Origin of the sequence: Burkholderia sp. Ac-20353, from assembly GCF_017104785.1 — a bacterium.
In the GTDB taxonomy this organism is placed as follows: Bacteria; Pseudomonadota; Gammaproteobacteria; order Burkholderiales; family Burkholderiaceae; genus Burkholderia.
This window is the reverse complement of the sequence record NZ_JAAGPL010000007.1, coordinates 26468-52672: the sequence shown is the minus strand read 5'-3', so window position 1 is coordinate 52672 and position 26205 is coordinate 26468. Positions and strand designations below refer to the sequence as shown.

25 protein-coding genes and 1 pseudogene are annotated in these 26205 nt (G+C 64.8%); 20 read left to right on the top strand and 6 right to left on the bottom strand.

Going from position 1 to position 26205, the window contains the following annotated elements; translation table 11 throughout:
• The first annotated feature begins 2 nt into the window (after positions 1–2).
• From G3N94_RS03345 to G3N94_RS03290, 13 genes and pseudogenes are all read left to right on the top strand, one after another.
• Positions 3–725, top strand: coding sequence for an ABC transporter ATP-binding protein (locus G3N94_RS03345; RefSeq protein ID WP_205790672.1), 723 nt, complete (start codon positions 3–5; stop codon positions 723–725).
• Position 726: 1 nt separating this feature from the next.
• Positions 727–1473: an ABC transporter ATP-binding protein gene (locus G3N94_RS03340; RefSeq protein ID WP_205790671.1), complete on the top strand. Its 747-nt coding sequence runs from the start codon at positions 727–729 to the stop codon at positions 1471–1473.
• Positions 1470–2342, top strand: coding sequence for a branched-chain amino acid ABC transporter permease (locus G3N94_RS03335; protein WP_205790670.1), 873 nt, complete (start codon positions 1470–1472; stop codon positions 2340–2342). The genes G3N94_RS03340 and G3N94_RS03335 overlap by 4 nt, the downstream gene beginning before the upstream one ends.
• A gap of 11 nt (positions 2343–2353) precedes the next feature.
• A complete protein-coding gene (locus tag G3N94_RS03330) occupies positions 2354–3508 on the top strand; it encodes a branched-chain amino acid ABC transporter permease (protein ID WP_241021545.1) in 1155 nt (384 codons plus the stop codon).
• A gap of 12 nt (positions 3509–3520) precedes the next feature.
• Positions 3521–4423, top strand: coding sequence for an intradiol ring-cleavage dioxygenase (locus tag G3N94_RS03325; protein WP_205790669.1), 903 nt, complete (start codon positions 3521–3523; stop codon positions 4421–4423).
• A complete protein-coding gene (locus tag G3N94_RS03320) occupies positions 4420–4830 on the top strand; it encodes a Rieske 2Fe-2S domain-containing protein (protein ID WP_205790668.1) in 411 nt (136 codons plus the stop codon). The genes G3N94_RS03325 and G3N94_RS03320 overlap by 4 nt, the downstream gene beginning before the upstream one ends.
• Complete coding sequence (locus tag G3N94_RS03315; RefSeq protein WP_205790667.1) at positions 4831–5940, top strand: porin; 1110 nt, start codon at positions 4831–4833, stop codon at positions 5938–5940.
• Between the two features lie 275 nt (positions 5941–6215).
• On the top strand, positions 6216–8360 hold the full coding sequence (locus tag G3N94_RS03310; protein WP_205790666.1) for a hydantoinase/oxoprolinase family protein: 2145 nt from the start codon (positions 6216–6218) through the stop codon (positions 8358–8360).
• A gap of 11 nt (positions 8361–8371) precedes the next feature.
• The gene (locus G3N94_RS03305) at positions 8372–10696 is read left to right on the top strand and encodes a hydantoinase B/oxoprolinase family protein (protein WP_205790665.1); all 2325 of its coding nucleotides are present in this window, start codon (positions 8372–8374) and stop codon (positions 10694–10696) included.
• A gap of 40 nt (positions 10697–10736) precedes the next feature.
• Positions 10737–11243 carry an acetone carboxylase subunit gamma gene (locus tag G3N94_RS03300; RefSeq protein WP_205790664.1) on the top strand — a complete coding sequence of 169 codons (507 nt, stop codon included), beginning with the start codon at positions 10737–10739 and terminating at the stop codon, positions 11241–11243.
• A gap of 412 nt (positions 11244–11655) precedes the next feature.
• Positions 11656–13689 (top strand): sigma-54-dependent Fis family transcriptional regulator, encoded by a 2034-nt coding sequence (locus tag G3N94_RS03295; RefSeq protein ID WP_241021544.1) that lies wholly within the window; start codon positions 11656–11658, stop codon positions 13687–13689.
• Positions 13578–13826, top strand: a pseudogene (locus tag G3N94_RS42150) (hypothetical protein); the annotation flags it as partial. The gene G3N94_RS03295 and the pseudogene G3N94_RS42150, both read left to right, overlap by 112 nt.
• Positions 13827–13989: 163 nt before the next feature.
• A complete protein-coding gene (locus G3N94_RS03290) occupies positions 13990–16062 on the top strand; it encodes a Na/Pi symporter (RefSeq protein WP_205790663.1) in 2073 nt (690 codons plus the stop codon).
• 83 nt (positions 16063–16145) lie between these two features.
• On the opposite strand, the gene phoU is transcribed toward G3N94_RS03290, so the two are convergent.
• Complete coding sequence (gene phoU, locus G3N94_RS03285; protein WP_205790662.1) at positions 16146–16853, bottom strand: phosphate signaling complex protein PhoU; 708 nt, start codon at positions 16851–16853, stop codon at positions 16146–16148.
• A 497-nt stretch (positions 16854–17350) separates the two neighbouring features.
• Between phoU and phaP the strand changes: the two genes are divergently transcribed.
• From phaP to G3N94_RS03270, 3 genes are all read left to right on the top strand, one after another.
• On the top strand, positions 17351–17701 hold the full coding sequence (phaP, locus tag G3N94_RS03280) for a TIGR01841 family phasin (protein ID WP_205790661.1): 351 nt from the start codon (positions 17351–17353) through the stop codon (positions 17699–17701).
• Between the two features lie 192 nt (positions 17702–17893).
• Entirely contained in the window at positions 17894–18091 is a 198-nt protein-coding gene (locus tag G3N94_RS03275; RefSeq protein WP_205790741.1) for a hypothetical protein, read from the top strand.
• A 461-nt stretch (positions 18092–18552) separates the two neighbouring features.
• Positions 18553–18765 (top strand): hypothetical protein, encoded by a 213-nt coding sequence (locus tag G3N94_RS03270; RefSeq protein WP_205790660.1) that lies wholly within the window; start codon positions 18553–18555, stop codon positions 18763–18765.
• 20 nt (positions 18766–18785) lie between these two features.
• Here the strand turns inward: G3N94_RS03270 and G3N94_RS03265 are convergent, their stop codons facing one another.
• Both G3N94_RS03265 and G3N94_RS03260 read right to left on the bottom strand, forming a co-directional pair.
• On the bottom strand, positions 18786–19085 hold the full coding sequence (locus G3N94_RS03265) for a hydrogenase maturation factor (protein WP_205790659.1): 300 nt from the start codon (positions 19083–19085) through the stop codon (positions 18786–18788).
• 38 nt (positions 19086–19123) lie between these two features.
• Entirely contained in the window at positions 19124–19576 is a 453-nt protein-coding gene (locus G3N94_RS03260) for an NUDIX hydrolase (protein WP_205790658.1), read from the bottom strand.
• A 525-nt stretch (positions 19577–20101) separates the two neighbouring features.
• Between G3N94_RS03260 and G3N94_RS03255 the strand changes: the two genes are divergently transcribed.
• Positions 20102–20407 carry a hypothetical protein gene (locus G3N94_RS03255; RefSeq protein WP_205790657.1) on the top strand — a complete coding sequence of 102 codons (306 nt, stop codon included), beginning with the start codon at positions 20102–20104 and terminating at the stop codon, positions 20405–20407.
• 68 nt (positions 20408–20475) lie between these two features.
• Here the strand turns inward: G3N94_RS03255 and wrbA are convergent, their stop codons facing one another.
• Both wrbA and G3N94_RS03245 read right to left on the bottom strand, forming a co-directional pair.
• Complete coding sequence (wrbA, locus tag G3N94_RS03250; protein ID WP_205790656.1) at positions 20476–21078, bottom strand: NAD(P)H:quinone oxidoreductase; 603 nt, start codon at positions 21076–21078, stop codon at positions 20476–20478.
• A 115-nt stretch (positions 21079–21193) separates the two neighbouring features.
• Entirely contained in the window at positions 21194–21919 is a 726-nt protein-coding gene (locus G3N94_RS03245) for a pirin family protein (protein WP_205790655.1), read from the bottom strand.
• A gap of 145 nt (positions 21920–22064) precedes the next feature.
• Here G3N94_RS03245 and G3N94_RS03240 point away from each other — a divergent pair, with 145 nt between their 5' ends.
• From G3N94_RS03240 to G3N94_RS03230, 3 genes are all read left to right on the top strand, one after another.
• Complete coding sequence (locus G3N94_RS03240) at positions 22065–22985, top strand: LysR family transcriptional regulator (protein WP_205790654.1); 921 nt, start codon at positions 22065–22067, stop codon at positions 22983–22985.
• Positions 22986–23088: 103 nt separating this feature from the next.
• A complete protein-coding gene (locus G3N94_RS03235) occupies positions 23089–24210 on the top strand; it encodes a Fic family protein (protein WP_205790653.1) in 1122 nt (373 codons plus the stop codon).
• A gap of 77 nt (positions 24211–24287) precedes the next feature.
• Positions 24288–25025, top strand: a complete 738-nt coding sequence (locus G3N94_RS03230; RefSeq protein ID WP_205790652.1) for a hypothetical protein — start codon at positions 24288–24290, stop codon at positions 25023–25025.
• Positions 25026–25327: 302 nt separating this feature from the next.
• Here G3N94_RS03230 and G3N94_RS03225 read toward each other — a convergent pair whose 3' ends face one another.
• The gene (locus G3N94_RS03225) at positions 25328–26197 is read right to left on the bottom strand and encodes a substrate-binding domain-containing protein (protein WP_205790651.1); all 870 of its coding nucleotides are present in this window, start codon (positions 26195–26197) and stop codon (positions 25328–25330) included.
• Positions 26198–26205: the final 8 nt, after the last annotated feature.

Here is a 26205-nt window from a genome sequence, read left to right as displayed (position 1 = left end):
CAATGGACACGCTGCTCAGGCTGACCGGGGTCTCGAAGCGCTACGGCGCGCTGACGGTCACCGACGACATCAGCTTCGCGGTTGCGCGGGGCGAAACCTACGGCATTCTCGGCCCGAACGGCGCGGGCAAGACCACGCTGTTCAACCTCGTCAGCGGCGACGCGAAGCCGGATGCGGGGCAGGTCGAGTTCGACGGCGCGGATATCGGCGCGCTGTCCGCGCACCGGCGCTGCGCGGCGGGGATCGGCCGCTCGTACCAGGTGCCGCGGCCGTTCGGCGCGATGACGGTGTTCGAGAACCTGCTCGTCGGCGCGACGTTCGGCGGCGCGCTGGCCGGCGATGCGGCCGACGCGCTGTGCGTCGACGTGCTCGAACGCACCGGGTTAAAGCGCCGCGCGAACCAGCTCGCCGGATCGCTGACGCTGCTCGACCGCAAGCGGCTCGAACTCGCGCGTGCGCTCGCGACGCAGCCGCAACTGCTGCTGCTCGACGAAATCGCGGGCGGGCTCACCGACGCGGAGACCCACGCGCTGATCGACGAGATCCGCGAGATCAAGGCGCGTGGCGCGACGATCGTGTGGATCGAGCATGTGACGCATGCGCTGCTCGCAGTCGCGGACCGGCTGCTCGTGATCAATTTCGGCAAGAAGATCGCCGAAGGCTTGCCGCGTGACGTGATGGCCGACCCGGAAGTCAGGCGGGTCTATCTCGGCTTGGAGGCGTGACATGACACACGACACACATGACGCACACGACGCACGCACCGGCGGCGCACTGCTGCGCACGGTCGGACTGACCGCGTTCTATGGCGATTTCCAGGCGCTCTACGGCGTCGACGTGACGGTCGCGCGCGGCGAGATCGTCGCGCTGATCGGCGCGAACGGCGCGGGCAAGTCGACCTTCCTGAAATCCGTCGCCGGGCTGTTGCGCGCGCGATCCGAGCAGATCGTCTGGCGCGGCGAGCCGATCGGCGCCGCGCCCGCATCGCGGATCGTCGGCAAGGGCATCGCGCTCGTGCCGGAGGGGCGGCGGCTGTTTCCGAGCCTGTCGGTCGAGGAGAACCTACTGCTCGGCGCGTATTCGGGGCGGCCGGGGCGCTGGAACCTCGCGGCCGTGTATGCGCTGTTCCCGGTGCTGAAGGAGCGCCGCAACCAGCCCGCGACCGCGCTGTCGGGCGGCCAGCAGCAGATGGTCGCGATCGGCCGCGCGCTGATGAGCAATCCCGACCTGCTGATGTGCGACGAGCTGTCGCTCGGGCTCGCGCCGGTGGTCGTGCGCGAGATCTATGCGGCGCTGCCGTCGATCGTCGGCGATGGGATGAGCGCGCTGATCGTCGAGCAGGACGTCGCGCTCGCGCGCAGCGTGTCGGCGCGGTTCTACTGCTTCCAGGAAGGACGCGTGTCGCTGTCCGGCGTCTCGGCGGACGTCTCCGACGACGCGATCACGCAAGCGTATTTCGGAGTCCTCGCATGAACGCATTCGTCAACCTCGTGATCCAGGGCGTGCTGCTCGGCGCGCTGTACGGACTGCTCGCGCTCGGGCAGTCGCTCGTGTTCGGTGTGATGCGGCTCACCAACACCGCGCACGGCGATTTCATCGTGCTGCTGGCATTCGTACTGTTCGCGCTCACGGGCGTCGCGCACGTGCCGCTAGCGCTCGCGATTCCGGCCGCGCTGGCGATCGCGTTCGCGGCCGGCTACCTGCTGCAGCTCGGTCTGCTCAACCGCGTGAGCGGCCGCGATCCGCTGCCGTCGCTGATCGTCACGTTCGGGCTGTCGATCGTGATCCAGAACGTGCTGCAGCAGCTGTTCTCGGCCGACCCGCGCTCGCTGCCGATCGGCGGCTTCGAAACGCGCAGCGTGACGCTACCGGGCGGCATCGCGGTCGGCTACCTGCCGCTCGTCACGCTCGCGGTTGCCGTGCTGCTGACCTTCGCGCTGCAGTGGCTGTTCGGCAAGACGCCGCTCGGACGCGCGCTGCGCGCGACGTCGGACGACCGCGAGATCGTGCAGTTGATGGGCGTATCGCACCGGCGCATGTACGCGCTCGCGATGGGCATCGCGTTCGTGCTGATCGCGGCGGCGGCCGCGCTCTACGCGATGCGCACCGCCGTGTCGCCGTCGGACGGCCCCGGGTTGCTGCTGTATGCATTCGAGGCCGTGATCATCGGCGGGATGGGCTCGTTCTGGGGCACGTTCGCGGGCGGCATCGCACTCGGCATCGCGCAGCAGGCCGGGTTCGCATTCGACCCGGGCTGGGGCATCTGGCTCGGCCACGTGCTGTTCCTCGCCGTGCTGGTCGCGCGACCGCAGGGCCTGTTTCCGAAGACGAAGACCGCGTAAGGAGTCACACGATGATCATGCAATTCAGGCGCGCGCCGTCGCAGGCCAGCACCGGCACTGGCATGGAGCGCGGGCAGTCGTTGGCCGCCGCGCAGACGTTCGACGTGCGCCGCACGACCCGTGCGAGCCGCGTTGCACTCGTGGCCGGGCTCGCGGTGGCCGTCGCGTTCGCATTCGCGCCGATGTGGGCCGGCCGCGACACGATGCACGACCTCACGCAGTTCGTCGCCTATCTCGTGTTCGCGCTGATGTGGAACCTGCTCGCCGGCTATGGCGGGATGGTGTCGATCGGCCAGCAGGCGTTCTTCGGGATCGGCGGCTACGCGATGCTGATCCTCGCGAACGTGTGCGGCGTGTCGCCGTTCGTCGCGGTGCCGCTCGCCGCGTTGATCGCGGCGGCGCTCGCGGTGCCCGTGTCGCTCGTCGCGTTCCGGCTCGAAGGCGGGTATTTCGCGATCGGCACGTGGGTGATCGCCGAGGTATGCCGGCTCACGTTCGCGAACGTGTCCGCGCTTGGCGGCGGATCGGGCACGAGCCTCACCGCGCTCGCCGACGTGCCGCGCGCGCTGCGCGACGCGCTGACGGTCTGGCTCGCGCTCGCGATCGCGGTCGCGACGCTCGGGCTGCTGTACGTATTCCTGCGTTCGCGCGCGGGGCTCGCGCTCGGCGCGATGCGCGACAACGCGGTGGCCGCGGGCAGCCAGGGCATCGACGTGCGCCGCGTGCGGCTCGCGGTGTACGTGGTGGCCGCGGCCGGCGCGGCGCTCGCGGGCGGCCTGTATTTCGTCGGCAACCTGCGGATCTCGCCGGATGCCGCGTTCTCGGTGAACTGGACCGCGTTCGCGATCTTCATGGTGCTGATCGGCGGGCTCGGCACGCTCGAAGGGCCGATCATCGGCGCGCTGCTGTTCTATCTGCTGAACAAGTTCCTGTCCGACTACGGGACGCTGTACCTGATCGGGCTCGGCGTGCTCGCGATCGTCGTGACGACGTTCTTTCCGCGCGGCATCTGGGGCTTCGTGGCGGAACGCTACGGCCTGCAGCTGTTCCCGCTCGGCCGCCGAGTGGTGTTTCCTGACGCGCCGGCGTCGCCGGCAGAACCGCGCGCGACACCCGGTGGCGATGCCCGTCATGAAGACGGCGGGCCGGCCGCGCATCGTGCATGAGGAGGAGATGAGATGACAACGCAATCGACTACGGATGACGCCGTGCACGGCATCACCGATACGGTGCTCGCGACGTTCTCGGGCTGTGACGACGCGCGGCTGAAGACGATCATGACCGCGCTCGTGCGGCACCTGCACGACTTCGCGCGCGAGGTCGTGCTGACGCCCGGCGAGTGGCGGCAGGGGATCGAGTTCCTGACTGCGGCCGGAAAGATGTGCGACGGCATCCGGCAGGAATTCATCCTGCTGTCGGACACGCTCGGCCTGTCGATCCTCGTCGACGCGCTGCATCACCGGCACGACAGCGGCGCGACCGACAGCAGCCTGCTCGGGCCGTTTTATCGCGACGGCGCGCACGACGCGGCGTACGGCGCGCGGATTGCGCACACGGAAGGCGAGACGGCGGTGATGCATGGACGCGTGCTAGATACGACGGGCGAGCCCGTCGCCGGCGCGCTGCTCGAAGTGTGGGAGACCGCGAACAACGGGATGTACGAAGGCCAGGATCCCGGCCAGCCCGAGAGCAACCTGCGCGGCCGCTTCCGGACCCGCGACGACGGCAGCTATGCGTTCGTGACGATCAAGCCGACGCCGTACCCGATCCCGACCGACGGTCCGGCGGGCGCGATGCTGATGGCGACCGGCCGGCACCCGATGCGGCCTGCGCATGTGCATTTCCTGATCGCGGCGCCCGGCTACGACATGCTGACCACCGCGCTGTTCGCCGCCGACGATCCGTATGCCGGGTCCGACGCCGTGTTTGGCGTGAAGCCGTCGCTCGTCGTCGACTACGTGCGCAACGACAGCGCCGACGCCGCACGCGCGTGGGGCGTCGATGCGCCGTTCTTCGACGTGCGGCGGGATTTCGTGCTGAGCGCTGCACACCCGGCGACGGCGTCGGAGCGGCAGGGATGAACGCCGAACTCGCGTGCGGCTGGCTGTGCGCGCTCGACGATGTGCCGGACGGCGGCGCGCTGTGCGTGGCGGGCGCCGTTCACGACACGGTGCCCGCCGATGCGGATGCCGGCACGCCCGACAGCGCGGATGTCGTCGTGCTGCGCCGGTGCGACGAAGCCTGGGCGTATCGCAACGTCTGTCCGCATTTCTCGATCCCGCTGAACTACGAACCGGGCACGTTCTGGACCTACGACGCGCAATGGCTGATGTGCGCGCATCACAGCGCGATGTTCCGCTTCGAGGACGGGCGGTGCGTCGACGGCCCGTGCGAGGGTGCCGGATTGACCGCGGTGCCGGTGCGCATCGTCGGCAGGCAGGTAGTCCAACGCGACCAACGCGACCAAAGCGACAAACAGGAGACATAGATGAAGAGCAACACGATCAAATGGACGTGCGCATGCGCACTGTCCATGCCGGCGCTCGCGTCGGCGCAGAGCAGCGTCACGCTGTCGGGGATGATCGACGCGGGCGTGACCTACGTGAACAACCAGCACGGCGGCGCGACGACGCTGTTCGATAGCGGCGTGTTCGCGCCGAACCTGCTGACCTTCAAGGGCACCGAGGATCTCGGCGGCGGCAACAAGGCGCTGTTCGAGCTGACGTCGCAGTTCGATCTCGGCAACGGCTCGACGATTCCGGGCGCGGGCCAGATTTTCAACCGCACGTCGCTCGTCGGGCTGTCGAACGACCGTTACGGCACGCTGACGTTCGGCAATCAGTACGACTTCATGTTCGAGACGCTGACGCTCGGCCGGTTCGACGGCGCGTTCCTGTTCGGCGGCATCTACGACTTCCGGCAGGGCCCGTTCGCCGCGCTCGGCGTGCCGAACAACCCGACCGGATCGTTCGACTTCGACCGGATGGCGGGCGCGACGCGCGTGCCGAACTCGGTCAAGTACCGCAGCCCCGCGATCGCGGGCTTCACAGTCGGCGCGCTGTACGGATTCGGCGGCGTGCCGGGCGCGTTCTCCGCGAATGCGACGACGAGCTTCGGCCTGAACTACGAGAACGGGCCGCTCGGCCTCGGCGCGGCCTACGTCGACGTCAAGTATCCGCAGCTCGGCAACGGTCATGAAGGGATCCGAAATTATGGGTTCGGCGCGCACTACCAGTTCCCGAGCGTGCTCGCGATGCTGCTGTACACGAACACGAAGAACACCGCGACCGGCGCGAAGATCGACGTCTACAAGGCGAGCGCACTGTGGACGATCTCGGGGCCGTGGTCGGCCGGTCTCGACTACGCGTACATGCACGGCAACGCGGCGCTCGACGGCAACCGCGCGCATCAGGCGACCGCTGCGGTGCAATACCGCTTCTCGAAGCGCACGTTCGCCTACGTCGAGGCGATCTACCAGCGGGCGAGCGGCGACAACGCGGTGACGCAGGCGTGGATCAACGCGCTGCTGCAGCCTGGGGCCGCGGCGAGCAACCGCTCGCAGACGCTCGCGCGGATTGGCTTGTCGACGCGGTTCTAGCGCGACCGGCGGCCGACGCCGACCGACATTCGTACGCCCCGCCAGACCGGAATCCGGTCGCTCGGCCGTTGCGTCGAAGCGCCATCAAGCGGCCGTACACTCGGCCGCATCGCTGCGCGCCCCGTCCGGCGGGGCTTCGCCGCCATCCACTCTCCCGATTGATCGTTTGGCACGGTTGTTGCCTTTTGCCAGATGAGCCGACGGCGCAGTTCGAACGTCAATGCGCGTCGAACCGAACGCGGCTCATCACGACTTCAATCAATGGAGACATCACCATGGAAGGACTTTCGCAAGTCCAGGTATTGGGCATCGATGCGGGCGGCACGATGACCGATACCTTCTTCGTGCGTGCGGACGGACGGTTCGTCGTCGGCAAGGCGCAAAGCAATCCGGAGGACGAATCGCTCGCGATCTTCAACTCGTCTCAGGATGCGCTCGCGCACTGGCAACGCGACGTCGACGACGTCTATCCGGAACTCGTCACCTGCGTGTATTCGGGCACGGCGATGCTCAACCGCGTCGTCCAGCGCAAGGGGCTCGATGTCGGCCTGCTCGTCAACAAGGGCTTCGAGCACGTGCATCTGATGGGGCGCGCGATCCAGAGCTACCTCGGCTACGCGCTCGAAGAACGCATCCACCTGAACACGCACCGCTACGACGAGCCGCTCGTGCCGCTGTCGCGTACGCGTGGCGTCACGGAGCGCACGGACGTGCAGGGCGAAATCGTCATTCCGCTGCGGGAGCGCGAAGTGCGGCAGGCCACGCGGGAACTCGTCGCGGCCGGCGCGAAGGCGATCGTCATCTGCTTCCTGCAGTCGCACAAGAACGCGACGAGCGAGCGCGAAGCGCGCGACATCGTGCGCGACGAACTGAGCGCGAGTGGTGTCGACATCCCCGTGTTCGCATCGGTCGACTACTATCCGCAGCGCAAGGAAAGCCACCGGATGAACACGACCGTGCTCGAGGCGTACGCGGCCGAGCCGTCGCGGCAGACGCTGAAGAAGGTCAGCGACCGCTTCCGCAAGCACGGCGCGAAATTCGATCTGCGCGTGATGGCGACGCATGGCGGCACGATCAGCTGGAAGGCGAAGGAACTCGCGCGCACGATCGTCTCCGGGCCGATCGGCGGCGTAATCGGCTCGAAGCTGCTCGGCGAGGCGCTCGGCTACGACAACATCGCCTGTTCGGATATCGGCGGCACGTCGTTCGACATGGCGCTGATCACCAAGGGCAAGTTCGCGATCGCGTCCGATCCGGACATGGCCCGCCTCGTGCTGTCACTGCCGCTCGTCACGATGGATTCGGTCGGTGCGGGTGCCGGCAGCTTCGTGCGGCTCGATCCGTACAGCGGCGCGATCAAGCTCGGCCCGGACAGCGCCGGCTATCGCGTCGGCACCTGCTGGGCCGACAGCGGCCTTACCACCGTCTCGGTGTCGGATTGCCACGTCGTGCTTGGCTACCTGAACCCGGACAACTTCCTCGGCGGACAGATCAAGCTCGACGTGAATCGCGCCCGCGAGCATATCAAGGCGCAGATTGCGGACCCGCTCGGGCTCTCGGTCGAAGACGCGGCGGCAGGCGTGATCGAACTGCTGGACCTGCAACTGCGCGAATACCTGCGCTCCAACGTCAGCGCGAAGGGCTACAACCCGACCGAGTTCGTCTGCTTCTCGTATGGCGGCGCAGGCCCCGTCCACACCTATGGCTACACGGAAGGTCTCGGTTTCAAGGATGTCGTGGTGCCGGCCTGGGCCGCCGGCTTCTCGGCATTCGGATGCGCGTGCGCGGACTTCGAATACCGCTACGACAAGAGCGTCGATCTCGCGCTGCCGCAACTCGTGCCTGACGCCGACAAGGCGCGGGCCGCGCAGACGATTCAGCAGGCTTGGTCGGAGCTTGCCGCCAAGGTGATCGAGGAATTCCGCATCAACGGCTTCAGCGAGAAGGACGTGATCCTGCGTCCGGGCTTCCGGATGCAGTACATGGGGCAGCTCAACGATCTCGAGATCGAATCGCCGATTGCCAGCGCAAACGACGCGGGCGACTGGGACCGCATCGTCGACGCGTTCGAGGAAACCTACGGCCGCGTGTATGCGAGCTCCGCGCGCTCGCCCGAACTGGGCTTCTCGGTCACGGGCGCGATCATGCGCGGGATGGTCATCACGCAGAAGCCGGTGCTGCCGGAAGACGCGTCCGGTGGCCTCGCACCGCCCGCCGACGCGCGCGTCGGCACCCGTCCGCTGTACCGGCACAAGCAATGGCACGACGCGACCCTGTGGCGGATGGAGGCGCTGCAGCCGGGCAACGAGATCGTCGGGCCCGCGATCATCGAGTCGGACGCGACGACCTTCGTGGTGCCGAAGGGATTTGCGACGAAGCTCGACAAGCACCGCCTCTTCCATCTCAGAGAAGTCAAGTAAGGAGACACGCGATGAACATGATGTCCAGCAAGGAGATCGGGTTCGCCGATCTGCTGAAGAACGGCCAGACGCTCAAGCAATTCCGTGACGGCATTCTCGGGCGCACCGCGGAGTCGGGGCACTACAACGGCCTCGAGCGTCTCGAGTTGCGCGAGCGCGATCCGATCCGCTACGAAAAGATGTTCTCGAAACTGCGCGGCGGCCTCGTGCATGCGCGCGAGACGGCGAAGAAGATCGCCGCGAGCCCGATCGTCGAGCAGGAGGGCGAGCTGTGCTTCACGCTCTATAACGCCGCGGGAGACTGCGTGCTCACGTCGACCGGGATCATCATCCACGTCGGCACGATGGGTGCGGCGATCAAGTACATGATCGAAAACAACTGGGAAGCCAATCCGGGCATCCACCCCGGCGACATGTTCACCAACAACGACTGCTCGATCGGCAACGTCCACCCGTGCGACATCGCGACGATCGTGCCGATCTTCGCGCACGACAAGCTGGTCGGCTGGGTGGGCGGCGTGACGCACGTGATCGACACGGGTGCGGTGACGCCGGGCTCGATGTCGACCGGCCAGGTGCAACGGTTCGGCGACGGCTACATGATCACGTGTCGCAAGACGGGTGTGAACGACACGCCGCTGCGCGACTGGCTGCACGAGAGCCAGCGTTCGGTACGCACGCCGAAGTACTGGATTCTCGACGAGCGCACGCGAATCGCCGGTTGCCACATGATCCGCGACCTGATCGAGGAGGTGATCGACGAGGAAGGCCTCGACGCGTACGAGAAGTTCGCGTACGAGGTGATCGAGGAAGGGCGGCGCGGCCTGCAGACCCGCATCAAGGCGATGACGCTGCCCGGCAAGTATCGCAAGGTCGCATTCGTCGACGTGCCGTACAACCATCCCGACGTGCAGACGTCGTCGGCGTTCGCGAAACTCGACTCGATCATGCATTCGCCGGTCGAAATGGAGATCCGCAAGGATGGCTCGTGGCGTCTCGACTTCGAAGGTGCGAGCCGCTGGGGCTGGCACTCGTACAACGCGCACCAGGTCGCGTTCACGAGCGGCCTCTGGGTGATGATGACGCAGACGCTGGTGCCGACGCAGCGCATCAACGACGGCGCGTACTTCGGCACCGAGTTCCACCTGCCGAAGGGCGCGTGGATGAACCCCGACGATCGCCGCACGGGGCACGCGTACGCATGGCATTTCCTGGTGTCCGGCTGGAGCGCGATGTGGCGCGGCCTGTCGCAGGCGTACTTCAGCCGCGGCTATCTCGAGGAAGTCAACGCGGGGAACGCGAACACGTCGAACTGGCTGCAGGGCGGCGGGATCAACCAGGACGGCGACATCCACGCGGTGAACAGCTTCGAGGCGTCGTCGTGCGGCACCGGGGCCTGCGCGATCAAGGACGGCCTGAACCACGCGGCCGCGATCTGGAACCCCGAAGGCGACATGGGCGACATCGAGATCTGGGAGATGGCCGAACCGCTGCTGTATCTCGGCCGCAACGTGAAGACGAACTCGGGCGGCTACGGCAAGTACCGCGGCGGCTGCGGATTCGAGACGCTGCGCATGGTGTGGAAGGCGCAGGACTGGACGATGTTCTTCATGGGCAACGGCTACATGAACAGCGACTGGGGCCTGATGGGCGGCTATCCGGCCGCGACCGGATACCGGTTCGAAGCGCACCGCACGGGCATCGAGGAGCGCATCGCGCTCGGCGAGAGCCTGCCGCTCGGCGGCGATACGAACCCCGACCTGCCCGACTACGAAAACCACCTGAACGCCGGCGCGGTCGTCAAGCGCGACCAGCAGTGCATGACCACGGAGGACTGCTACTCGAACTACGACCTCTATCTGAACTACCTGCGCGGCGGCCCGGGCTTCGGCGATCCGCTCGACCGCGAGATCGATGCGATCGAGCGCGACCTCAACAACGCGTTGCTGCTTCCCGAATATGCGCAGAAGGTCTACGGCGCGGTGGCGACCCGGGACGGCAACGGCATCTGGACGGTCGACGCGAAGGCCACCGCGCTGCAACGCATCGAGATTCGCAACGCGCGTCTCGCGCGTTCGCAGCCGACGCGCGAGTGGATGAAGAGCGAGCGCGAGCGGATCCTGGTCAAGCACGCGTCGACGCAGGTACAGCACATGTTCGCGACGAGTTTCGGTCTGTCGACGAAATTCGAGCAGAAGTTCCGCACGTTCTGGGATCTGCCGGACACGTGGACGCTCACGGAGGACGAACTGGATGTGCCGACGTATGGCTCGAAATTCCGCATGGATCTGTCGAAGATGCCCGACGTCAATACCGTGGTGCTGGTCGAGGAGTAACCCGCGCCGGCCACCGTGCAACCAATATTGAGGAGTGGAGATGTCTACTTACACCAGGGATCAGATCCGGAACATGGTCGACGGCAAGCTCGACTGGGACACCACGTTGCGCATGCTGTCGATGCCGAAGGACGGCGAGCGCTTCCAGATGTACGTCGATGCGCTGCAGAAAAAGCTCGGCTGGCAGGACCGCATCGTGCTGCCGCTCGGTCCGCATCTGTACATCGTGCAGCAGAAGGCCACGAAGAAATGGGTCACGCAATGCGATTGCGGCCACGTGTTCTGCGATTACCGCGAGAACTGGAAGCTGCACGCAAGCATCTTCGTGCGTGACTCGGCGGAGGAAATGGACGAGGTCTATCCACGGCTGATGGCACCCGACACGCAATGGCAGGTGTATCGCGAGTACTACTGCCCGACCTGCGGCGCGATGCATGACGTCGAGGCACCGACGCCGTGGTACCCGGTCATTCACGACTTCGAGCCCGACATCGATGCGTTTTACGCTGAGTGGGTGAAGCTGCCGATTCCGGAGCGCGCGGAATGATCTGAGGTTTGATGCCGTCGAGGTCGCGTCATTGGGCCGCGTTGTCGGGGCCGATCCTGCCGGCCTCGCTTCGGTATCGCGTTTGTAAACCCGTCTGGAAGCGTTCGATTTCCGGCCGTTCGATTTTCGAACGGCCGGTTTGTTTTCGGTCGCCGTTGCGAGACGACGTGCAGCACACGCGCCGGGCCGCACATCCGATCGCCGCGAACGAACCCTGGCGCGCACCTTGCTTGTTGTGACTTGCCGCGGGTCCGCCGCCCGTGGCGGATCGGAGTACAGGATCGGAGTAGAGGATCGGAGTAGGATGTGCAAACGCTCGTCGCCCGCTACGACCGAGCGATTCCAAACGTCAGGAAAGGGCTGCCACGACGGCCCCACGGTTCGCGCCCCACCGGACCGTCAGGAGACACTCATGCAACAGAGAGGCACGCCGATGGACTGGTTTCCCAGTCCGCAGCATGACGCCAGCATCATGACCGCCTGGGAAAACCTCGTGACGGGAAGCGACTGGCGCTCGCCCGACGTGCGCGGCGTCGTCGACGATTCGTGGCAGCGATGCGTGGTTGGCCACGTCGATCCTGGCGTGCATCACGCGCCGCCGCCGCTCGACGAAGACCGCCTCGTCCAGTGGCGCATGTCGAATGCCCACCTGATCGATGCCAGCCTGCCGCTGATGCAGCACACGCGTGATTTCCTCGCGCAGACGGGCACGGTGATGCTGCTGGCCGATCCGGCCGGGATGATCCTCCAGCAGGAAGGCGACATGCGGATCGTCGAGCCCGCGCGCGAAGTCGGGCTGATTCCGGGCTGCGACTGGACCGAACTGAACTGCGGCACCAATGCGATCGGCACGGCGCTCGCGCTCAGGCAGCCGGTGCAGATCCATGGCGCCGAACACTTCTGCGCGGGCATCAAGCGCTGGACCTGCTCGGCCACCGTGATCCAGGATCCGCGAGACGGGCACGTTCTGGGCGTAATCGACGTGTCGGGGCTCGCCGACACCTACAACCAGTACAGCCTCGCGCTTGCCGTGTCGCTCGCGGGCCGCATAGAAAGTCGGCTCGCGAAGGAAGGGATGGCGCGCCGGATGCGCCTGCTCGACCGTTGCGCATCGCGCTTCGGTGCGTCGCCCACCGACGCGGTGCTCGTCGTCGACGAAGATGGCCGGCTCGTGAAGGCGAATGCGCAAGTCGTCCCCGTGCTGCGTCGGCTCGGATTCGATATCCGGCTCGACGCCGGCTTCGTGGTGTCCGGTCTGTCGCTGCGCGGCGACGTCGTCGTTTCCGCGGATGCGCCGGCGTGGCTGCGTTACTGCCATATCGAGGCCGTGCGCGAGGGCGCGGACGTGCTCGGCTACCTGATCGTGATGGCTGGCGTTGCGAACCCGCGCGGGGCCGTCCCGGTTGCGCGAGGGCGGGAGCGGGAGCGGCAAGGCGGCCCGCAGCACGCGTTCGAACGCATCGTCGGCGTCAGTGCCGTGTTGCGCGCGGCGGTCGGAAGGGCTCGCCAGCTCGCGCCGTCCCGGGTGCCCGTGTTGTTGCTCGGCGAAACCGGCGTTGGCAAGGAGCTGTTCGCGCAGGGCATTCATCAGGCAAGCGATCGTGCCGACGGTCCATTCGTCGCGCTCAACTGCGGCGGGCTGTCGAGGGATCTGCTCGCCAGCGAACTGTTCGGTTACGCGGAAGGCGCGTTCACCGGCGCGCGCAAGTCCGGTGCGGCGGGCAAGATCGAAGCCGCCGATGGCGGCACGCTGTTCCTTGACGAGATCGGCGAGATGCCGCTCGATATTCAGCCGCATCTGCTGCGCGTGCTGGAAGAGAACGAGATCTATCGTCTCGGCGAGAATGCGCCGCGCAAGGTGAACTTCCGGCTGGTCGCCGCGACGCACCGCGCGCTCAAGGATGCCGTCGCGAAGGGCGCGTTTCGGATGGATCTGTACTACCGGATCGCGGTGACGACCGTGTCGATTCCGAGCTTGCGCGAGCGGCGCGAGGATCTGCCGGCGCTCATCGCGCATTGGCTCGCGCACCTGTGCGAGTGTTACGGCCTTCCGCCAAGGTCGTTCGATGACGAAGCGTATGCGCACCTGCTGAACTATTCGTGGCCCGGCAACGTGCGCGAATTGCGCAACGCGATCGAAGGTTCGCTGCTGCTGTCCGATGGCCCGATGATCACGATCGACACGCTGCCGGCCGAGATCGGCGCTGCCGCAGAAGTCGACGCGTGTGCGGTGCCACCTGTTGCGGGCCTGCCGGTGGCGGCGGCCGGGGAGTCGTTGAAGACGGCCGAGGCGGAGTCCATTCGCCGCGCGCTCGCGCGTCATGCGGGCAACCTGACGAAGGCGGCCGGCCAGCTCGGCATCGCGAAGAGCACCCTCTACGAAAAGATCCGCAAGTATCAGTTGCTCGACGCGGTCAGCGACGTCCGCAAGCGCGGGCCAATGTGAATTGCGGTGGACGTGTTCGCGCTGCGCGTTTCAATGTCGAAACCAAGTCGAAGCGTAAAAAACGGCGGCATGCGCGGCCGGCTCGTGACAGTGAGGCCGCCGCTCGCTCGCCGGGCACGCGTGGCCGTGGCAACTAACCAAGGTCATTGCACGAGAGCCGCAGGCCTGTATCAACGCTGAAACACTTTCTTTCGCTTAGCGTGCGAATTTTTGTATTTCGGCTTTCAAGTCGCTATGTGCACCCGACGCGCATTGATGGCACGCCACTTGCAACAGGGATTGTGTCCACAGGCGAGCGTCATGACATTCACGTTCACGCTGATCGATCTTGCTGGTTCGATTGCGCTGGTGCTGCTCGGCACGCAGATGCTTCAGACCGGCATGCAACGCGCATTCGGCGCCGGCCTTCGGTCGCTGCTGGAACGGGTACTTTACGGACGACTCCCTGCCTTCTTCGGCGGGTTGGGCGTAACGGCGGTGCTGCAGAGCAGCGCGACGACCGCCGTCATGACGGGCGAGTTCACCGCGCAGGGGCGCGTGGGCCTTGTCCCTGCGCTAGCCGTCATGCTCGGCGCGAACGTGGGTACGACGTTGATCGTGCAGGCGTTGTCGTTTGAAGTCGACAGTGTGTCGCCTGCCCTGGTACTCGTCGGCATGCTGATGTTCCGCAAGGTATCGAACACGCGCGCACATGAGTTGGGGCGCATGTTCATTGGTCTGGGCCTGCTGCTGCTTGCACTACACCACCTGCAGGAGTTGATGACGGACTACGAGGATGCGCCGAGCCTTCGGATGCTGCTGGGCGACGCATCGACTGTGCCGCTGATCGACGTCTTGCTGGCAGCGGGCCTGACCTGGGCCGCCGATTCGAACGTGGCAATCGTACTCCTGATCATGTCGCTCGGCGCGCAGAACGTCGTTCCGCCCGATACCGCGTTCGCACTCGTGATGGGAGCGAACCTGGGTGCTGCAATCCACCCGGTGCTGGAGGGGACGGCAACGCACGATCCGGCTTCCCGGCGCGGGCCGGTCGGCAATCTGCTCATTCTGTCGGCCGGCGTGGTGATCGCGCTTGCAGCGCTCACGCCGATCGGCTGCGTGATGGTCAGGATCGAACCAGATAATGGGCGGGTAGTGGCCGATTTTCATACGTTGTTCAACCTGTCACTGGCCTGCCTGTTCTTGCCGCTGCTTACCCCGTACGCAGACCTGTTGACCCGGCTGCTTCCTTCGCTCGTGAAGGTCTCGGATGCGCCTCGATCGCAGTACATGGATCCGCACGCGGGGCCGATGCCCGAGCTAGCACCTGCTACGGCGGCTCGCGACGTGCTTCCCGTCGTCGATACGCAATACGGGATGCGCTCGCGCGCCCGTGCTGCATCGATCGGCCGTACTGGAATGTCTGTTGCAGATTTCCGTAGCCACGACGACGTTCTCGATAACGTCAGGATTGCGCCCCGGACACCCCTGGCATTTCCTGATGCCGGGCAACTCGCTGGCTACGAGGGACGGCACCGGCATGAAGGCCATGACCCGCTACAGGAGGCTGCACAAAATCGCAGCGAAATCCGGGAGTGCGCCGGCCATGCGCTCGAGCAGATCGGGGCCGATGGCAACGTGCACGCGTACTACCCGGCGAAGTCGCTATGGCTCACGCTGCAGGATATCCAGGTCGTCAGGCGACTGGAGCCGGCCGGCGGGGCAACCCATTCGACGCTTGCGACCTATGTCCAGGGCACGGCGCGTCTGGACGATTGCTGTTTGTCGATCATTGGGGAAGGGCAGACCAACACGCGTACCGTACACATCACCTTCGCGGCTCGCGAGATCGGCGTGACAGAACGGCGAGGCCTTCGCGAATTGCAGGACGAACTGGGCATCACGTTTTCGGACGATCCGCTTGGCATGGCGAGGCTCGGCTATAACGAGTCCGATGATGAGATGCAAGAACCGGCCCAGTGGTGGGCGTGGTGCGACGTGCCGGCGAGCAGCATGCAGGCGCTTGCCGACGGCGTTGAGGCAGGACAGGTCACCGCAGTCAAGGCGGGGCTGTGCCTGCGGGGCGTCTACACGTCGACCCCGTCTGGTGCTGCACCGACTGGTGGATTCCGAGCGTTCCTGAGACCCGATAAGGATGGCTGCACCTTGGAGGCGCCTGCAACGGCCAGCGGATATGTCGTGTATCTCGCCATCGATCACCCGAAAGTCAGCCTGCCGGGAGATGGCAGCTTAGCGCAGGTGCCGGTGTGCGCGGACGACAGGAATCCCATCGGGGCGCTGACGGAGAGGCTCGACAAGGTGTTCACCGGCTTGAAGTGGCTCGCTGCGCTGGTCGCGATCCTGGTTGTCGTGCTTGTGATCAAGGGGCGGTGACCACTCGGGTGGAGCCCAGGTCCGCAGTCAAGTTCTGTCCGATGCAACCGACCGCTCCAGGTCACCGCACCGCTCACGAGCTTTCATTTGCGCAGGGCTTCTTGCTCGATTTGCTCACGTGGCATGTGGCGGACGTCCGTTCCCTTGACGATATAGATGACGAGTTCCGCCAGATTCGTCGCATGGTCACCGATGCGTTCTATGGCCGATGCGATGGCCAGGTAGTCAAGCGCGTCGGAGATGACACGCGGGTCCTCGGCCATGTACGTGACCAGCTTGCGCATGAATCCGCGGTATTGATCATCGATCGCATCGTCGTCGCGCAAGAGTTGGGCTGCGGCACGGGTATCGAGTCGTGCGAATGCGTCGAGGGCACGGCGCATGATGGCCGCTGCCAGCTGACCGGACAACAGTATTTCTGCGATGTTGATCTTCGTGCCTGCACCCTCCTGGGCAATACGCCGGGTCCGCTTCGCGACCTTGCGCGCTTCGTCGCCAGCGCGCTCGAGATTGGTGATGCCCTTCGAGATCGCCACCAGTAGACGCAAGTCGGACGCAGCCGGTTGCCGTCGCGCGATCACGTTGCAGCACTCGGCGTCGATCTCGACTTCCATCTCGTTGAGACGACGCTCCATTGCAATGACCTTCTCGACCAGGTTCAGGTCAAAGCGGTTCAGCGCCGCGATCGCATCATTCAATTGCGACTCGACGATGCCCCCCATCTCGAGAAATTTCGACGACAGATGCTGCAGCTCAGCGTCGAAGTGGCTTGACATGTGTTTGTTTGGCATAGGGGACTCCCGTCGACGAATCGACCGGTCATGTCATCGTCGTTTTTGCTCCGGTGACCGCCTGCAGGAGGCGCTCAAGAAACGTGGTCGCCACATTGTGGTCAGAAGAATGCGTCACAGTCTAGCGCGACAAATATTCATGTCTGCGACACCAGCGGTGCACAGCTCGCTGGTCGACTCCCGGCGCGATTGACGCCTTATGCAGCGCCCTGTCGACGCTGAGCGAACAGTTTGGGTAACGGGCTTCAGACGATCCGGGCTTCATGTGGTTTGGCATGCCCGCTCAATCGGTGCGACTGGAAACGTTTCCGGGTTGGGGCATCCACCTACATGGCCACACCCCTGATTCAATTCTGAAACGCTAGAATGATTCCGCCAAACGAACATTGTGTTCGGACGAGAAATAGTCGGGGTTGTCCCGCTTGCCCTTGCCGCCCGCGTATCTTTCAGGCGGGCAAATGCGGGGTCTACGTCGAACCACACAAGGGAGCGTACGAATGACGAGTTTCACGCCGGAACAACTTGTTGCGTCAAGCAAAGCCACAACGGCCGCGATGTTTGCGCTCGCGAATCAGGTGTTCCAAGGTTGCGAGCAAATGATTCAATTGAACCTGCACTCGGCTCGACAGGCGCTTGCCGAAAGTGGCTCGTATTGGTCGGAAACACTGTCGTTCAAGGCTCCGGAGCAATCCATCGCGCACCACACGAAGCTCTTTCAGTCGAGCGCCGATAAAGCGCTGTCGTACGGCGGTCAACTTGCCGCCATTGCGTCGAATACTCAGGTGGAATGGTTGAAGATCGTCGGATCGCAAGTCGAATTTCATTCCCTCAGCCTTCCGCGCTTCTAAGCGTCTTGCGAGGCACGCGCCGACCCGCACGAATGTCGTGACGCGCACGCTGACGGCGTGCGCTTCGGCCGCGGTCACGCGGTCATCGACGTGCGTCGCGTTGTTGTTGCGACCACAGCGATGTGCTGTCGCCATGGGGCGGCGCATGCATCCGTAACCCGAATGTTTCGATGCAAGGAGCCTATGCTGACGATGCTCAGTCCGCACGAACTCACCACGTTGATGATGGCGTGGGACGCCCCAGACCAGATTGAATCCCACCGCGAAGAGCTTTTCACGTTATTGGAGCGCCAACTGATCGCCTTCGATCCGCTGGCGTCAGATGATCGGCATATTCAGGTGACGGCCGAAGGTCATGCCGTCCTGAAAGCGGTCTCGCGCATTCGTTGAGCGAAGCTGGCAATGCGGCAAGTCCTGCGTGGCCTATTCAAGCAGGCGGGTCAGCGTGATAATCGACCATCACTCCCAGACCTCGTGGAAGTCGCCCGTCGCAAGAACTGGACGCAATGACGGAGGCAACGATGGACGGATCATGGGTTGGGATTGTGGTCGGGACGTTCGTGCTGGCGCTCGCGGCGATCGCTGTCGTGAGCCACTATCGCCGTGAGCATCGTCGTGCTGAATTGGTCAGGAACCTGGATCATCACGACTGGTGTCGATGGACACATGCTCATCGAGTCGGTTCAAGGGCGGTGAAACGATGAGACGCTGGTCGCTGACAAAGGGAATCAACGAGTAGAAACCGGCAACACACTCGATGCCCGCACTGGCGGTTCAATATTCTCCCAATGGCTTGTCGCAGGTTTTTTTTACCGACATGATCGGAAAAACAACCAAGTATGGGAGGCGATATGCTGAATCGGGAAAATGTGCCGGCCGGGCCGGTCTGGGGTGTGCTTGCAGGTGTCTTATTGGTGGCTGCTGGAGTTGGCCTCGGAATCGCCTCAAAGCTCGTGAGTGGCTCCGGCAAGTTCGATGAGTCCTTGGCCATTAGCGCCACGATGTTCGGCGCACTCCTCGCCGTGTACGCCGGTCATGAAATGATGCGCAAAAAGCGACACTGAATGGAGCCGGCACCACTTCGCTAGTTCCGCGATTGCAGGTCGCACATCGAGGCGCTCGGCAGCAGGTCATCAACAATGATCTGTCCTGCTGCGCGCCCGGCACTCAACGCATCCAGACTTTCGGCAAACGGCTTCCCGCGATCGCCTGCCAGTCGAACGGGCGTAAAGATTAGTGAAGACGTGTCGGTCATCCGGACCCGCACAACGGCAACGTATCCCCGACTGTTGCTCGTGGTCTGGGTGCAGGCGTCAGCGAGGCCGGTATCGGCTTCGCATCGCACTTCGATCGTGTAACCGTGATAGTCGTACGTGCTGTTCATCGGTGCCTCGACATGTGCGGATTGACGTTGCAGTCGGCTCATTCAATCGGGGTGTCCGATGGTGACGTTATTTGGCCCGCAGACCCATCTTCTGCGCTCACGAGCGAACGGTTGTACAGAAGCTCGACGATCTGCAGGGTGGGCACGCTGGTCGGAAGAGAATTCACCTCGAAATGTCCGAACCATCGACATCGTGTGATCTCCATGCCCGGTTGCGGTTTGGCGTGCACCGGGACGTCGGCCACAAACACGTGGTGCAGTTTCGTTAATCCTCCGAACTGAAAAACATAGGTCAATTCCAGCGCGATCAAACCCGTTTCTTCCCTGAGTTCGCGACAGGCTGCATCAAGGGGCAATTCGTCAGACTTGATGGTGCCGCCCGGCAGTGCCCAGCGCGACGCGGTACGCGCCACGAGCAGGACTCTCTGCCCTTGACGGCAGACGACGGTGGCTCGCTCTTTGAGTTCGGGCGTGCTTGATCGAGGGGACATGGCTCTGGTTACGTTGCGAGGGACAAAGGCCAAATTCGGGCCGGACGGATCGTACCTCACGCGTGGTGAATTACCACGTACCTGACGAATATCGTAGCGCAACGTAAGCTCGCTGACAGTTCGGCTCGACGACCGACCTGCCGCATCAGGTTTTCAATGCTGCGCTTGGCAGAACACGACGAGTCAACGGTATGCCAGCGGCCATCGACACCGGCTCCTGTTTATTCTCACCTTCCGTTGCAGCAGGCAGAGGCGCGTGATGACACTTGAAGCGTCGCGCCATCTGGCGCGCGTAGCCGTCGCGTCGCCCGCGTGTGTGCATTCGACGATCCCGGCCGCATCGATGCTCGCCACGCCACGCGTCGGCGACCTATCGCGGCCGTTATCCGGAAGATCAGACATCGCGTCGGGACAACGGGATTGTGTTCGGCTAACGTTGCGTGGACGCCGTCGGCGCACGCCGACACCGGCTGCGTGCCCGCTGGCGCCCGATTCACAATCAACAATCGACAAGGAGATCCGGTAATGAAGAAGTTTCGTATGGTGACGTTGGCCGTGGCGGCGTCGGTCGGTCTGGCGCTTGCGCAAGCGCCGGTCGTGTTCGCGCAGGATGGGGCGTCGGGCACGGCGCCGGGCGCGACGTCGGCTTCGACCGCCGCGCCGACCCAGAAGCAACTCGACAAGGTGAAGCGCAAGGCCGAGCGCAAGGCGAAGCGCGCAAAGCATGCGGAGGACCTGCGCAAGATCGAGCACAGCGGCTATTCGCTGACCGGCGACAAGTCCGCCACCGGCAAGACGCCGGCCGGCGCGGCATCGGCACCCGGCCAGTAACCAGTAACGGGCCTGGGCCCGCGCGCGGCGGCGCGATCGCCGCCGCCGCACTGAACACGCTTACGCGCTTACGAAGCGAGCTTTTTCGCGAGCTCCGCGACGTGCTTGCCCTGGTAGCGCGCGATCTCGAGTTCGTTCGCGCTCGGCTGGCGGCTGCCGTCCGCACCGGCCAGCGTCGTCGCGCCATACGGCGTGCCGCCCGTGATTTCGTTCATGTTGACGAGGCCGCTGCACGCATACGGCACGCCGACGATCACCATCCCGTGGTGCAGCAGCGTCGTATGGAACGACGTGATCGTCGTTTCCTGTCCGCCGTGCTGCGTGCCGGTCGACGCGAACACGCTGCCGATCTTGCCGACGAGCGCGCCCTTCATCCACAGTCCGCCCGTCTGGTCGAGGAACGTGCGCATCTGGCCGGCCATGTTGCCGAAGCGGGTCGGCGTGCCGAAGATGATCGCGTCGTAGTTGGCCAGTTCGTCCGGCGTTGCGACCGGCGCTGCCTGGTCCAGCTTGATGCCGATCGATTTGGCCGCGTCGGCCGGGATGGTTTCCGGCACGCGCTTGAGCGTCACTTCAACGCCCGGCACCGCTTGCGCGCCTTCGACGATGTGTTGCGCCATCGTTTCGATGTGCCCGTACGACGAGTAATACAGAACCAGAACCTTGGCCATGATGCGATTTCTCCGTTGAAAAGGGCCCCGCATCGTTGCGGGGCCCGGTAATCCGAGTCGGGCCCGAGCCTTCCCGAGCCCAACCGAGCCTTCCCGAACCTGCCCGAACCTGCTGTCAGGCCCACTCGGCCGTTACTTCGACCGGACGCAGGTCGAACACCAGCACTTCGGCGTCCTTGCCGTCCGCGAAGGTCAGCGCCTGTTCGCTGCGCACCCGTGCGCCGTCGCCTTCGCTGAGCGTCACGCCGTTGACAGCCACACTGCCGCGCGCGACGTGCACGTATGCATAGCGGTTCGGCGCCAGTTCGAGCGTCGCGCGTTCGTCGCCGTCGAACAGGCCGGCGTAGATCCGCGTGTCCTGCCGGATCTTCAGCGAGCCTGCGTCGCCGTCGGGCGACACGACGAGCGTGAGCTTGCCGCGCTTGTCGCCCGGCGCGATGTTGGTCTGCTGATACCGCGGCTCCGCACCTTTCTCGCCCGGCCCGATCCAGATCTGCAGGAAGTGCACGGGCACTTCGCGCGAGTGGTTGAACTCGCTGTGCCGCACGCCGGTGCCGGCGCTCATCAGCTGCACGTCGCCGGGCACGATCACCGAGCCGGTGCCCATCGAGTCCTTGTGTTCGAGCGCGCCTTCGAGCACGTACGACAGGATCTCCATGTCGCGGTGCGGGTGCGTGCCGAAGCCTTGACCCTGCATCACGCGGTCGTCGTTGATCACGAGCAGGTCCGAAAAGCCGACCTGCTTCGGGTCGTAGTAATTCGCAAACGAAAACGTATGACGGGAACTGAGCCAGCCGTGCTCGGCACGGCCGCGTTGGTTTGCTGCACGGATCTCGATCATTTTGGTATGTCCTGAAAGTGGCCTGACCGCGGAAGTGCGCTCGGCCGTTCGTTGGGATCAAGCTTAGGTCAATCGATTTGACAAATAAATGGTTAGGGAGATAATCACTGTCTCGCATGGGTGGACAATCATCGGTGGACGATATATGGAACTTGGCGATCTTCGGATCTTTGTCGCGACGGTCGATGCGGGCAGCTTCACGGCGGCGGCCGACCAGCTGATGCTGTCGAAGCAGTTCGTCAGCCGGCGGACGATGGCGCTCGAGGCGGCGCTCGGCGTGCGCTTGCTGCTGCGCAACACGCGCAACCTGGCCGTGACCGAATCGGGGCAGGAGTTCTATGCGCGTGCGCAGCGGATCCTCGCCGAGGTGGCCGACGCCGAGCAGGCGATGTCGGTGCGCAGCACCGAGCTGCACGGTTCGCTGAAGATCAGTGCGCCGCTGTCGTTCGGGATCACGCACCTGTCGCCGCTGATCGCCGAGTTTCTTGCCGCGCATCCGGCCGTGCGGCTCAATCTCGACCTGACGGACCGGCGTGTCGACCTGATCGGTGAAGGCTTCGATCTCGTGCTGCGCATCGGTCCGCTCGAGGATTCGACGCTGGTTGCCCGTCCGCTAGGCGAGTGGCGGATGGTCGCGTGCTGCAGTCCCGGCTATCTGCGCGAGCGCGGCGCGCCGGCGACGCCGGCGGAACTCGATGAACACACCTGCCTGCTGTATGGCCGCGAGCGGCGGGTCGGCTGGGAGTTCCGGGTCGACGGCGCGCCGCGCACCTTCGACGTGCAGGGGCCGCTCGTCGCGAACAACGGCGAAGTTGTCCGCGATGCGGCGATCGCCGGGCTCGGCATCGCGCGGCTGCCGCACTTCATCGTCGGCCCGGCGCTCGGCACGGGCGCGCTCGTGCCGGTGCTCGACGCGTACGAGCCGGCGCCGCTGAGGCTCAATGCGGTGTTTCCGCAGCATCGGGAAGGGTTCGTCACGCTGCGCACGTTCGTCGCATTCGTTGCGCAGCGGCTGGGGCAGGGTGGCGCTTCGGACAGGCGGGCTGCGTCGGATGCGCGGTCGTAGGCGGTGGCCCACGCGAGTGGTGCGGCGAATGACCGGATATTCGCCGCAAAATATGCGGTGAATATCGGAGGATGCGGTCAATGCGTGGCATAATCTCCGCATCATGAGCGGAGAATGGACATTCATTTGGGAAGCCGGCGACTGGCCCGCGTGGCGTTTCGACCTCGCGGCACTTGCCACGCCGCTCGCCGACGTCAGCCGTGCGCAAGGTCTGCTGGCCGGCCGACTGGCGGACGTCGGCATGTCGCTGCGGGATGAGGCCAGTCTGGCTGTCTTGACGGACGACGTCGTCAAGACCAGTGCGATCGAAGGCGAGCACCTGAACGTTGCGTCGGTGCGCTCGTCGATTGCCCGTCGACTTGGCGTCGACATTGGCGCGCTGGCTCCGGTCGACCGACATGTCGAAGGTGTGGTCGAGATGGTGCTGGACGCAACGGCGAATGCCGCCGCGCCCGTTACCGAAGCGCGTCTGTTCGGCTGGCACGCGGCGCTTTTCCCGACCGGATATTCCGGAATGTCCAGGATTACCGTCGGTGGCTGGCGTACGGATGCGAATGGCCCGATGCAGGTCGTGTCGGGACCGATCGGACGGCAGCGTGTCCACTTCGAAGCGCCGCCTGCGGCGCGGCTCGCGAACGAAACCGGCGCGTTTCTCGCATGGCTCAACGCTGAGCCGACTGAACCCCTGTTGATCCGTGCGGGCCTGGCCCACCTCTGGTTCGTCACGCTCCATCCGTTCGATGACGGCAACGGCCGCATTGCGCGCGCGCTCGGCGATCTCGTGCTGGCGCGCGCCGATCGGAGCCCCCAGCGTTTCTATAGCCTGTCGGCGCAAATACAGCGCGAGCGCAACGCCTACTACGACAATCTGGAGCGCACGCAACGGGGCACGCTTGACGTGACGGCGTGGCTGGCCTGGTTTCTGGATGCGCTGCATCAAGCGATCGATCAGGCGCACACGACGCTCGATGCGGTATTGGCGAAGGCGCGCTTCTGGCAGCGCTTCGCGGGCGTCCCGATGAATGCACGTCAGGTCAAGGTGATCAATCGTCTGCTCGACGGCTTCGAGGGGAAGCTCACCACCACCAAATGGGCAGCGTTGACGAAATGCTCGCAAGACACCGCGCTGCGCGACATCACCGAACTGGTGACGAATGGCGTATTGCGACGTTCGTCCTCCGGCGGGCGGAGTACGAGCTACGAACTGATGCCGATCGACGGATAGCGGTTTCGATCGAATTGCGTCGACGCGGTCTGCCGCCTATCCGACCGTGCGCGATGATTTGAAGGACGCACATTGAGATGATTCGAAAAACCACGAGAAAGCACCTTCGCATCGCGGGCGCCGTCACGGCCGCGACGATCGCGCTGGGCGTTGCCGGAATGATCTACGCGTTGCCGTCCGCTGCCGCGGCGGCGTGCCCCGCATGCTACGGCTTCCGACAGGCCGGCACCGACATCTACGTGCAGAAGCAGGTCGGCGAAGCCGAGCAGGCGGCCATCGTCGGGATGATCGGCGAGGCCCGCAGCCGGCTGACCGATTTCTGGGGGCCGCTCAAGGCTACGCCGCGTATCTTCGTTTGCTCGGACGAAGCGTGTTTCCGCCGAATGGGAGGCGGGCGGCGACGCGGGATGTCGCTGTACGACCGGGTCGCGGTGCTGTCCCCGCGTGGCGGCAATGTCGTCATCGCGGCTCACGAGCTGTCGATGAACGAGCTGCATCATCGCGTCGGGCCGTGGGCGTTTGCCACCGGCCGGATTCCGATCTGGTTCGATGAAGGGATTGCGATGGTGTCGTCGAACGACCTTCGATACCTGGCCCCGGTCGACCGCGCGAACCGGTGCCTGGTTGCCCCGCCCGCAGACCTGCCGGCCGGCATGTTCGACTGGAATCGGGCGGCGCTCACGGATTCGCATCTGTATGCGAAAGCGGCGTGTCGCACGAGCGAGTGGATGGCCGCGCATGGCGGCGCGCGAGCGGCGGTGGCCGTCGTCGATCAGGTCGCTGCCGGCGTGCCGTTCGAAGAGGCCGCACGGTAGCAGCGGTGGAATGATGCGCGACGCGGTGGCATCGGTGTCGTTCGAATCGATGCCGTCGGCGTGCGGAGATCGGACCGACACCGATTCGTGAATTCGTGCGGGCGTCCGAAATGGCCGGGATCGCGACGGTTTCGCATATCGAGCCGGTATGTGACGAACAGCTGAGACGGCGACGCGAACGTTGTCGCCATCGGACAGATGTCGACTGCGGATTCAACCCGTCGATGCAACGAATTGATGAAATCGCTCAGCCGGTGTATCGAAGTCTAGCGTCTTTCGCGGACGCTCATTGAGCCGCCTGGCTACGGCGTCGGCGGCTCAAAGCCCTTTTTACGCAACACGGCCGTCGCTTCGGCCGATGTCAGTACACGGATCAGCGCCCTCGCAGCGGTGGGATCCTCCGTATCGCGGCCAATGCCCGCGGTGTACACCGTGTCGTGCTGGAGTTCGCGCGGCAGCAGACCTACCAGCCGGACGCCCGGGACATCGACGATATTCGGCACCGTGATAACGGTCGCGTCTGCCGTGCCATCCGCTACAGCCGCGATCACGTTGCCGCCCCGCACAGGTACGAGATGCGGTTTGACCGTGTCCGAGATGCCGAGCCGGTCGAGTAGTCCGACGAGATAGGCTCCGCTCCCGCTTTCCGGCGACCACGACAGCGAACGGACGTTGATCAGCGCTTGCCTGAATGCGTCGACCGTTCCGATATCCGGCACCGGCACATCCGCGCGCGCTGCCATTCCGACTGAGGCTTTCGCGACGTCGGCACGCGTGCTCGAGGCGATCTTGCCGGTGTGAATCAGGTCGTCGATCTGACCGGGCAGCAGGATTGCGACGTCAAACGCCTCCCCTGCGTCGATCCGACGTTTCAGCGTCGCGGCATTGTCGAATGTCGTCACGAGTCGACGGCCGCTCTGCAACTCGAATTCGGGCGCGAGTTCGGCGAGCGTCGATTTCAGCGTCGGCGTGCTGAAAACCTTGAGGTCGTCTGCACACGCCGCACCGAGGCCGGCGAGCATCAGCAACGCAACGAAACTCGCATTCACCAGCATTCGGATGATCATCGCCGTCTCCTTATATTTGAAACACTCGCCGGCGGCGGCATGCAGGCTCGCCAGGCCGCCCCTGTTAGCATCGTAGGCTGACGCTTGATCAACATATAATTTCAAATTGGCAT

Excerpts from the sequence above, each read along its gene's own strand:
- G3N94_RS03320 (WP_205790668.1), top strand. The coding sequence starts at position 4,420 with ATGAACGCCGAACTCGCGTGCGGCTGGCTGTGCGCGCTCGACGATGTG.
- G3N94_RS03340 (WP_205790671.1), top strand. The coding sequence starts at position 727 with ATGACACACGACACACATGACGCACACGACGCACGCACCGGCGGCGCA.
- G3N94_RS03300 (WP_205790664.1), top strand. The coding sequence starts at position 10,737 with ATGTCTACTTACACCAGGGATCAGATCCGGAACATGGTCGACGGCAAG.
- G3N94_RS03235 (WP_205790653.1), top strand. The coding sequence starts at position 23,089 with ATGAGCGGAGAATGGACATTCATTTGGGAAGCCGGCGACTGGCCCGCG.
- G3N94_RS03260 (WP_205790658.1), bottom strand. The coding sequence starts at position 19,576 with ATGTCCCCTCGATCAAGCACGCCCGAACTCAAAGAGCGAGCCACCGTC.
- G3N94_RS03265 (WP_205790659.1), bottom strand. The coding sequence starts at position 19,085 with ATGAACAGCACGTACGACTATCACGGTTACACGATCGAAGTGCGATGC.
- G3N94_RS03290 (WP_205790663.1), top strand. The coding sequence starts at position 13,990 with ATGACATTCACGTTCACGCTGATCGATCTTGCTGGTTCGATTGCGCTG.
- G3N94_RS03345 (WP_205790672.1), top strand. The coding sequence starts at position 3 with ATGGACACGCTGCTCAGGCTGACCGGGGTCTCGAAGCGCTACGGCGCG.
- G3N94_RS03330 (WP_241021545.1), top strand. The coding sequence starts at position 2,354 with ATGATCATGCAATTCAGGCGCGCGCCGTCGCAGGCCAGCACCGGCACT.
- G3N94_RS03305 (WP_205790665.1), top strand. The coding sequence starts at position 8,372 with ATGAACATGATGTCCAGCAAGGAGATCGGGTTCGCCGATCTGCTGAAG.
- G3N94_RS03335 (WP_205790670.1), top strand. The coding sequence starts at position 1,470 with ATGAACGCATTCGTCAACCTCGTGATCCAGGGCGTGCTGCTCGGCGCG.
- phoU (WP_205790662.1), bottom strand. The coding sequence starts at position 16,853 with ATGCCAAACAAACACATGTCAAGCCACTTCGACGCTGAGCTGCAGCAT.
- G3N94_RS03255 (WP_205790657.1), top strand. The coding sequence starts at position 20,102 with ATGAAGAAGTTTCGTATGGTGACGTTGGCCGTGGCGGCGTCGGTCGGT.
- wrbA (WP_205790656.1), bottom strand. The coding sequence starts at position 21,078 with ATGGCCAAGGTTCTGGTTCTGTATTACTCGTCGTACGGGCACATCGAA.
- G3N94_RS03230 (WP_205790652.1), top strand. The coding sequence starts at position 24,288 with ATGATTCGAAAAACCACGAGAAAGCACCTTCGCATCGCGGGCGCCGTC.
- G3N94_RS03310 (WP_205790666.1), top strand. The coding sequence starts at position 6,216 with ATGGAAGGACTTTCGCAAGTCCAGGTATTGGGCATCGATGCGGGCGGC.
- G3N94_RS03315 (WP_205790667.1), top strand. The coding sequence starts at position 4,831 with ATGAAGAGCAACACGATCAAATGGACGTGCGCATGCGCACTGTCCATG.
- G3N94_RS03240 (WP_205790654.1), top strand. The coding sequence starts at position 22,065 with ATGGAACTTGGCGATCTTCGGATCTTTGTCGCGACGGTCGATGCGGGC.
- G3N94_RS03295 (WP_241021544.1), top strand. The coding sequence starts at position 11,656 with ATGCAACAGAGAGGCACGCCGATGGACTGGTTTCCCAGTCCGCAGCAT.
- G3N94_RS03245 (WP_205790655.1), bottom strand. The coding sequence starts at position 21,919 with ATGATCGAGATCCGTGCAGCAAACCAACGCGGCCGTGCCGAGCACGGC.
- G3N94_RS03270 (WP_205790660.1), top strand. The coding sequence starts at position 18,553 with ATGCTGAATCGGGAAAATGTGCCGGCCGGGCCGGTCTGGGGTGTGCTT.
- G3N94_RS03325 (WP_205790669.1), top strand. The coding sequence starts at position 3,521 with ATGACAACGCAATCGACTACGGATGACGCCGTGCACGGCATCACCGAT.
- G3N94_RS03275 (WP_205790741.1), top strand. The coding sequence starts at position 17,894 with ATGCTCAGTCCGCACGAACTCACCACGTTGATGATGGCGTGGGACGCC.
- phaP (WP_205790661.1), top strand. The coding sequence starts at position 17,351 with ATGACGAGTTTCACGCCGGAACAACTTGTTGCGTCAAGCAAAGCCACA.